The organism is Pseudomonas sp. CHM02 (assembly GCF_000612585.1).
In the GTDB taxonomy this organism is placed as follows: Bacteria; Pseudomonadota; Gammaproteobacteria; order Pseudomonadales; family Pseudomonadaceae; genus Aquipseudomonas.
The window spans coordinates 130,748-139,003 of record NZ_JFCA01000014.1 but is presented as its reverse complement, the minus strand read 5'-3'; the positions used below and the strand labels follow the sequence as shown (position 1 = coordinate 139,003).

General features: G+C 62.5%; 8 protein-coding genes. All 8 read right to left on the bottom strand.

Features of this window, described 5'->3' with window-relative positions:
* Positions 1-504: 504 nt before the first annotated feature.
* A complete protein-coding gene (locus BM70_RS0110045; RefSeq protein ID WP_025855893.1) occupies positions 505-897 on the bottom strand; it encodes a DUF2802 domain-containing protein in 393 nt (130 codons plus the stop codon).
* Positions 898-1,380 carry a chemotaxis protein CheW gene (locus tag BM70_RS0110040; protein WP_010564003.1) on the bottom strand — a complete coding sequence of 161 codons (483 nt, stop codon included), beginning with the start codon at positions 1,378-1,380 and terminating at the stop codon, positions 898-900.
* A 79-nt stretch (positions 1,381-1,459) separates the two neighbouring features.
* Positions 1,460-2,245 carry a CheW domain-containing protein gene (locus BM70_RS0110035; RefSeq protein ID WP_025855892.1) on the bottom strand — a complete coding sequence of 262 codons (786 nt, stop codon included), beginning with the start codon at positions 2,243-2,245 and terminating at the stop codon, positions 1,460-1,462.
* Entirely contained in the window at positions 2,245-3,033 is a 789-nt protein-coding gene (locus BM70_RS0110030) for a ParA family protein (protein WP_025855891.1), read from the bottom strand. The genes BM70_RS0110035 and BM70_RS0110030 overlap by 1 nt, the downstream gene beginning before the upstream one ends.
* 51 nt (positions 3,034-3,084) lie before the next feature.
* Positions 3,085-3,972, bottom strand: coding sequence for a flagellar motor protein MotD (motD, locus tag BM70_RS0110025; protein WP_025855890.1), 888 nt, complete (start codon positions 3,970-3,972; stop codon positions 3,085-3,087).
* Between the two features lie 142 nt (positions 3,973-4,114).
* On the bottom strand, positions 4,115-4,855 hold the full coding sequence (locus BM70_RS0110020; RefSeq protein WP_025855889.1) for a flagellar motor protein: 741 nt from the start codon (positions 4,853-4,855) through the stop codon (positions 4,115-4,117).
* Positions 4,855-5,985, bottom strand: coding sequence for a chemotaxis response regulator protein-glutamate methylesterase (locus BM70_RS0110015; RefSeq protein ID WP_025855888.1), 1,131 nt, complete (start codon positions 5,983-5,985; stop codon positions 4,855-4,857). The genes BM70_RS0110020 and BM70_RS0110015 overlap by 1 nt, the downstream gene beginning before the upstream one ends.
* Before the next feature lie 48 nt (positions 5,986-6,033).
* Positions 6,034-8,247, bottom strand: coding sequence for a chemotaxis protein CheA (locus tag BM70_RS0110010; protein ID WP_025855887.1), 2,214 nt, complete (start codon positions 8,245-8,247; stop codon positions 6,034-6,036).
* Positions 8,248-8,256: the final 9 nt, after the last annotated feature.

Genomic DNA, 8,256 nt, shown 5'->3' with positions numbered 1-8,256 from the left:
AAGATCAAAATCAAAAGCAAAAGCACAGCGGCCTGACAGCCGGCTTGAGTGGTGTGAAGCAAAGGCAAAGGCAAACGTGGTTCATTGTAGGAACCGTCTTGCCGGCGATGGTCGTTAACGATGACGTGGGGTGTCTGGATGAACGCGGCGCTCTCACGTTTTTCGCCGGCAAGCCGGCTCCTACAAGTCCGCGTATCCACGATGCGAAGCGAGTCGCTCTTGATCTTGATCTGAGGCGCCCCGTCAAACACGCTGGCCGAACGCAGGCTTGGATCCGTGGGTAACCCGGCAGGACGCCGGGTTAGCCGCGCTGGGCCAAGGATGGCCCATCGCGGCGGCCCACGCTCCAAAGCCGGAGTGAGGGCACACCGAGCCTAGGCGAGGTGCCGAGTGTTGGGGCGAAGGCCTTTTGCTTACTTTTGGGCCTTTCCAAAAGTGAGCCGCTGTAAGAGCGGAACCCTAAGTGGCCGTCACCGCAGCAACGGATATGCACTCAAAACCCAATCAACTCTTGTGAAGCTTACTCATCAACTGCGCCTCAGCCTGCGTCAACCCACACGACTGCGTCAGCTCATCCACCGTAGCCCCCATCCCCACCAACTTCGCCGCCTGCGCAAACGAAAGGCTCGACGGATCCCGCTGCTCAATCTGCGCAAGCTTGTCGGGCAACGGCGCAAGAATCGCGCGCAGTTCATGCACCTCATCCCCCACCTTCACCGCACTCTGCTGGTAATGATCAACGCGCTTGACCAACTCAAGGATGCGCCGGTCACGCACGGCATCACGCTCTGCCTGCTGCAGCAACCATTCGCGCTGCTGGCGCACATAGCGCAGCAGAAATGCCAGGGTCCCGGCCCACAACAGGGCCAGGACAATCACCGCGGCCTCAAGGAACAATCAGATGCTCTCCAGTTCCGACCATTCTTCTTCACTCATCATCTTGTCCAGCTCAACCAGAATCAGCAGTTCGCCGTTCTTGTTGCACACGCCCTGGATGAACTTGGCGGATTCTTCGTTACCCACGTTCGGCGCGGTTTCCACTTCCGATTGGCGCAGGTAGACCACTTCCGCCACGCTGTCGACCATGATCCCAACCACTTGCTTGTCGGCTTCGATGATAACGATACGGGTGTTGTCGTTGACTTCAGTCGGTACCAGGCCGAAACGCTGGCGGGTGTCGATCACCGTTACCACGTTGCCGCGCAGGTTGATGATGCCCAGCACGTAGCTTGGCGCACCCGGTACCGGGGCGATTTCGGTGTAGCGCAGCACTTCCTGCACGCGCATCACGTTAATGCCATAGGACTCGTTGTCCAGTTTGAAGGTAACCCATTGCAGGATCGGATCATCCAAACCTTGTGCGGACGCTGACTTATTCATACCCCTGACCCCTTCAAATGCCGTTTACGCGGCGTGTGTGCTTCGCTGACCGCATTCGCATACGGCCCTTATTGTTCAATCAACTGCGTTTGGTGACCGGCATCGCCTTGACCGCACCACTGGCGATCAATTCGGCCAGTTCGGCGACATCAAGCAACGCGCACATGTGTTCGATCACGGTGCCCGCCAGCCAAGGCCGCTGGCCCCGGTGGCTGCGCCATTTGATTTCGTTCGGGTCCAGGCGCAGCGAGCGGCTGACCTGATGCACCGCCAGCCCCCATTCGTAGCCCTGCACCGAGATCACGTATTGCAAACCCTGGCGGAAGTCGTCGCGATAGCGATCGGGCATCACCCAACGCGCGGTATCGAGCACTTTGAGGTTGCCGGCCTGGCTGGGCAGGATGCCGAGGAACCACTCCGGTTGCCCGAACAGTGGCGTCAACTCCTGGCCTTCCAGGGAGTAGATCGAGCCCAGGCACACCAGCGGCACCGCCAGGGTCAACCCGGCAACGTCGAACAGCAGGCACTCGAACGGCTCGGCAGCCCAGCTCGGGCGGCCATCGCCAGTGACCGGCGGCGGCGTGATGCTCGGTGGCAGGTGCACTTCCACCACCGGCTCGACCACTGCGGGCGCAACCACCACCGGCGCAATCGGCACGACGACCGGCGCAACCTGCGCGTCGCGGGCCTGTTCTTCCAGTACGGCCAGCTGGAATTCGTCCAGCATGCTTTGCGGCTCTACAGCAGGTTCCAGCACCAGGATCGGTTCCGGCAGTTCTTCTGCGGTCGCATCCTGCAGCAGGGCATCCAGGTAGGATTCCAGTGCCAGTTGCGGCCGGGTCTTGAGTTCTACGGGACGGTTCATCACGCCACCTGCGCCACAAGCTGCTGCGACAGCAGGTGCTTGAGCAACGCGCGGTAGGCCAGTACGCCGCGGCTTTTCGAGTCGAACTGCGACGGCGCCAGGCCGGCGCGGCTGGCGTCACGCAAGCGCGTGTCCACCGGGATGTAGCCATTCCAGATAGTGTCCGGGTAGGCATCGCGCAACACGCGCAGGGTGCCCATGGAAGCCTGGGTACGGCGGTCGAACAGGGTCGGCACGATGCTGAACGGCAGCGCCTGTTTGCGCGAGCGGTTGATCATCGCCAAGGTGCTGACCATACGTTCCAGGCCTTTGACCGCCAGGTGTTCGGTCTGCACCGGAATCACCAGCTGTTGGCTGGCCGCCAAGGCGTTGACCATCAACACGCCCAGCAACGGCGGGCTGTCGATGATTGCGTAGTCGAAGTCCTGCCACAACTGCGCCAGGGTCTTGGCGATCACCAGGCCCAGACCGCTCTGCCCTGGCGACTGGCGCTCAAGGGTGGCCAGGGCGGTGCTGGACGGCAACAGGGAAATGCTGTCGTTACTGGTCGGCAGCAACAGTTGCCCAGGCAAATCGGCCGGCACGCTGCCCTTGTGCAGGAACAGGTCGTAGTTGCTGTGTTCCAGCGCATCCGGGTCGTAGCCGAAATAGCTGGTCATGGAGCCGTGAGGGTCCAGGTCCACCACGACCACACGCTTGCCCGCCTCCGCCAGCAAGCCGGCTAAGGCGATGGAGGTGGTGGTCTTGCCGACTCCACCTTTTTGATTGGCAACTGCCCAGACTCTCATTCGGTTGGTTCCTCCCGGCAGGCACAGGCGCGACCGAGACATTGCATAGGGTTATTGAGCCGGCGACGGAGAATTGACGGCGCTCTGACGAACCGGCGGTTTTACAAGGGGCGGTGCAGTTTGTGTGCCAGCCCGCTTCAAGGCCGCATCCGGTGTTGCATTGGCGGTGCCGGTACCGGTCAGGCTGCGGCGCACATCCAGGTTGCGCGACACCACCAGCACCACCCGGCGGTTGCGCGCGCGGCCCTCCGCCGTGGCGTTATTGGCCACCGGCTGGAACTCGCCATAGCCCACGGACGCCAGGCGGCCCGGGTTAACGCCCTGCATCGCGAGCATGCGCACGATGCTCGCGGCACGTGCCGACGACAGCTCCCAGTTGGTCGGGTACTGCGCGGTAGCGATCGGGAAATTGTCGGTAAAGCCTTCAACGTGGATCGGGTTTTCAAACGGTTTGAGGATCGCCGCCACCTTGTCGATGATGGTGAACGCCTGGTCACTCGGCATCGCATCGGCACTGGCGAACAACAGGCTGGAATTGAGTTCGATCTCGACCCACAACTCGTTGCCACGCACGGTCATCTGGTTGGAGCTGATCAAATCGCCAAACGCGGCACTGATGTCGTCGGCGATGCTTTTCAGCGGGTCGCTGGTGCCGCCCACGCCGGCAGCGGTTTCATCGCTGTCGTTGACCAGCGGCTTGGCCGGGGTCACGGTCTTGGGGCGTTCTTCACCGATGGGGATCGGCTTGAGCGCACGGTCAGCGTCGTTGAACACGCCGATCAGCGCCTGGGAAATGACTTTGTACTTGCCTTCGTTGATCGACGAGATGGAGTACATCACCACGAAAAATGCGAACAGCAAGGTGATGAAATCCGCATAGGACACCAGCCACCGTTCGTGGTTGACGTGTTCTTCAGGCTCGCGACGGCGACGGCTCACAGGCAGTACCCCCTGCAACACAAATCTCCTGTAGGAGCCGGCTTGCCGGCGAAAAACCGGAGAGCGCCGCGGGGCATCAGGCAACCCGCGTTATCGTTGGCGATTTTCGCCGGCAAGCCGGCTCCTACAGGGTGCATGTTCATCAATCCATGAAGCCCTGGAGCTTCAATTCGATGGAGCGCGGGTTCTCGCCCTCGGCAATCGACAGGATGCCTTCGAGCAACATTTCGCGATAACGCGACTGGCGCAGGGCGATCGACTTGAGCTTGCTCGCCACCGGCAACAGCACCAGGTTGGCACTGGCCACACCGTAGATGGTGGCGACGAACGCCACGGCAATCCCGCTGCCCAACTGGGAAGGGTCGGCGAGGTTGCCCATCACGTGGATCAGGCCCATCACCGCACCGATGATGCCGATGGTCGGCGCATAGCCGCCCATGCTCTCAAAGACTTTGGCGGCATTGATGTCGCGGCTTTCCTGGGTGTAGAAATCCACCTCGAGGATGCTGCGGATCGCTTCCGGCTCGGCGCCGTCCACCAGCAATTGCAGGCCTTTGCGCGCGTAGCTGTCGGGCTCGGCATCGGCCACGCCTTCCAGGCCCAGCAGGCCTTCCTTGCGGGCGGTGAGGCTCCAGTTGACCACACGGTCGATGCCGCCGGGCAGGTCCACGCGGGGCGGGAAAATGATCCACACCAGGATCTGCATGGCACGCTTGAACGAGCTCAAGGGCGACTGCAGCAAGGCCGCCCCCACCGTGCCGCCGATCACGATCAGCGCCGCCGGGCCGTTGGCCAGCGCGCCGAGGTGACCGCCTTCGAGGTAGTTGCCGCCAATGATCGCGACAAACGCCATGATGATACCGATCAGGCTCAAGACATCCATCAGAGGCAGGCCTCCACCAGATGCTTGCCAATGTCGTCCAGGCTATAGACGGCATCGGCCAGGTCTGCCTTGACGATGGCCATGGGCATGCCATAGATCACGCAGCTGGCTTCGTCCTGGGCCCAGATGGCGCTGCCGCCCTGCTTGAGCAGGCGCGCACCTTCACGGCCGTCGGCGCCCATGCCGGTGAGGACCACCGCCAGAACTTTGTCACCGTAGGACTTGGCTGCCGAACCGAAGGTGATATCCACGCACGGCTTGTAGTTCAGGCGCTCATCGCCCGGCAGGATTTTGATCGCGCCACGGCCATCCACCATCATTTGCTTGCCTCCCGGCGCCAGCAGTGCCAGGCCAGGACGCAGGATGTCGCCATCCTCGGCTTCCTTGACGCTGATGCGGCACAGCTTGTCCAGGCGCTCGGCGAACGCCTTGGTGAACGCGGCGGGCATGTGCTGGATCAACACGATCGGCGCCGGGAAGTTGGCCGGCAGTTGGGTCAATACGCGTTGCAGGGCGACCGGGCCGCCGGTGGACGTACCGATGGCGACCAGCTTGTAGGCCTTGCGCTTGGGCGCCGGCGAATGAGCAGCAGCGGGTGCAGCGGCACGCACAGGCGCAGGGGCCACGGGACGCGCGACCGGTGCAGGCGCTGGACGCCCGAACGAAGTGCTCGGTGCGGCTGCGGGAGCAGGTGTCGGCGCTGGCGCTGGCGTGCTGAACAGGCTGCGACGGTTACTGCGCGAAATGCTGTGCACCTTCTCGCACAGCATCTGCTTGACCTTCTCGGGGTTGCGCGAGATGTCTTCGAAATTCTTCGGCAGGAAGTCCACCGCGCCGGCGTCCAGCGCATCCAGGGTCACCCGGGCGCCTTCGTGGGTCAGCGAGGAGAACATCAACACCGGGGTCGGGCAGCGTTGCATGATGTGTCGAACTGCCGTGATGCCATCCATCATCGGCATCTCGTAGTCCATGGTGATCACGTCCGGTTTCAACGCAATGGCTTGATCAATCGCCTCTTTGCCGTTGGTGGCCGTGCCGACCACCTGGATCGTTGGATCGGCGGAAAGAATTTCCGAGACGCGGCGGCGGAAGAAACCCGAATCGTCCACCACCAGGACCTTGACTGCCATAAACACTCCGTTAGGCGGGGCGGGCAATACCGCCCTGCCCCACCAGAATCAAATACGCCGAGCGGCGTAACGCTTGAGCATGCTCGGAACATCGAGAATCAGTGCGATCCGACCGTCACCGGTGATGGTCGCACCCGACATGCCCGGGGTTCCCTGCAGCATTTTGCCCAAAGGCTTGATGACCACTTCTTCCTGGCCAACCAGTTGATCGACCACAAAGCCGATACGCTGGGTGCCCACGGAGAGAATCACCACATGGCCTTCGCGCTGCTCTTCATGCTTGGCAGATGCCACCAGCCAGCGCTTGAGGTAGAACAGTGGCAACGCCTTGTCGCGCACGATCACCACTTCCTGGCCGTCCACCACGTTGGTGCGCGACAGGTCGAGGTGGAAGATCTCGTTGACGTTGACCAGCGGGAAAGCGAACGCCTGGTTGCCCAGCATCACCATCAGGGTCGGCATGATCGCCAGGGTCAACGGCACCTTGATGACGATCTTCGAGCCCTGGCCCTTGGTCGAGTAGATATTGATCGAGCCGTTGAGCTGGCTGATCTTGGTCTTCACCACGTCCATGCCGACGCCACGGCCGGACACGTCGGAAATCTCGGTCTTGGTCGAGAAACCCGGGGCGAAGATCAGGTTGTAGCACTCGGTGTCGGTCAGGCGGTCGGCGGCGTCCTTGTCCATCACGCCACGCTTGACGGCGATATTGCGCAGAATGGTCGGGTCCATGCCCTTGCCGTCATCGGTGATCGACAGCAGGATGTGGTCGCCCTCTTGCTCGGCGGCCAGGATCACCTTGCCGTTGCGCGACTTGCCCGAGGCTTCGCGTTCTTCCGGGGTTTCCACGCCGTGGTCGACGGCGTTGCGCACCAAGTGGACCAGCGGGTCGGCCAGGGCCTCGACAAGGTTTTTGTCGAGGTCGGTCTCTTCACCCACCAATTCCAGGTTGATCTCTTTCTTCAGTTGACGCGCCAGGTCGCGAACCAGCCGCGGGAAGCGACCGAAGACTTTCTTGATCGGCTGCATCCGCGTTTTCATCACCGCGGTTTGCAGGTCGGCCGTGACCACGTCGAGGTTCGACACGGCTTTTTGCATGGCTTCATCGCCGCTGCTCAGGCCCAGGCGCACCAGGCGGTTACGCACCAGTACCAACTCGCCGACCATGTTCATGATGTCGTCCAGGCGCGCGGTATCGACCCGTACGGTGGTTTCCGCTTCACTGGCGGGCTTCTCGGCTACCGGCGCTGCGGCGGCACGTGCCGGAGCCGCGGCTGCAGCAGGTGCTGCGGCTGGGGCCGGTGCAGGCTTGGCCACCGGTGCTGGCGCTGCGGCCTTGGCGGCTGCCGGCGCAGCAGTCGCGACCGCTGCGGCCGGGGCCACTTCACTGAACTTGCCCTTGCCGTGCAACTCGTCCAGCAGGGATTCGAACTCGTGATCGGAGATCAGGCCATCGCCGGCAGGTGCTGCACTGGCGGCAGGCGCTGCAGCCGTGGCTGCGACCGCCGGCAAGGCATCGGCCGCGAAGGTGCCCTTGCCATGCAGTTGGTCGAGCAACGCTTCGAATTCATCGTCGGTAATATCGGTGCTGGCGCTGCCGCTGGCGGCAGGTGCCTCAGGCGCCGCGGCCGGTGCCACGGCGTCGGCCGCGAACTGGCCCTTGCCATGCAACTGGTCGAGCAGGGATTCGAACTCAGCGTCGGTAATGTCTTCGCTGGTCGGTGCGGCGACGGGCGCAGCCGGTGCTTCAGCCTCGGCTTTCACCGCACTGAGGGAGTTGAGCAGTTGTTCGAACTCGCTGTCCGTCACATCCGCTTCGGGCTCTGCCACCGGTTCCGGCGCAGCGTCAGCCACCGGCGCCGCCGACAAGTCGGCAGGCTCTGCGTAACGCGCCAGGGCGGCCAACAGCTCAGGTGTGGCGGCGGTGATCGGGGCACGTTCGCGGACTTCGCTGAACATGCCGTTGACCGCATCCAGTGCTTCGAGAATCACGTCCATCAACTCCGAGTCGACGTGCCGCTCACCCTTGCGCAGGATGTCGAACACGTTCTCGGCGATGTGGCAGCACTCCACCAGCTCATGGAGCTGGAGGAAGCCGGCGCCCCCTTTTACAGTGTGAAAACCGCGAAAAATTGCATTGAGCAGGTTCGCATCATCCGGGCGGCTTTCCAGCTCGACCAGTTGTTCGGACAGTTGCTCTAAAATTTCGCCGGCCTCTACAAGGAAATCCTGAAGGATTTCTTCATCGGCGCCGAAGCTCATGTGGGTGCT

Coding starts and splice junctions, on each gene's coding strand:
- BM70_RS0110040 (WP_010564003.1), bottom strand. CDS start 1,380: ATGAATAAGTCAGCGTCCGCACAAGGTTTGGATGATCCGATCCTGCAA.
- BM70_RS0110035 (WP_025855892.1), bottom strand. CDS start 2,245: ATGAACCGTCCCGTAGAACTCAAGACCCGGCCGCAACTGGCACTGGAA.
- BM70_RS0110020 (WP_025855889.1), bottom strand. CDS start 4,855: ATGGATGTCTTGAGCCTGATCGGTATCATCATGGCGTTTGTCGCGATC.
- BM70_RS0110030 (WP_025855891.1), bottom strand. CDS start 3,033: ATGAGAGTCTGGGCAGTTGCCAATCAAAAAGGTGGAGTCGGCAAGACC.
- BM70_RS0110015 (WP_025855888.1), bottom strand. CDS start 5,985: ATGGCAGTCAAGGTCCTGGTGGTGGACGATTCGGGTTTCTTCCGCCGC.
- BM70_RS0110010 (WP_025855887.1), bottom strand. CDS start 8,247: ATGAGCTTCGGCGCCGATGAAGAAATCCTTCAGGATTTCCTTGTAGAG.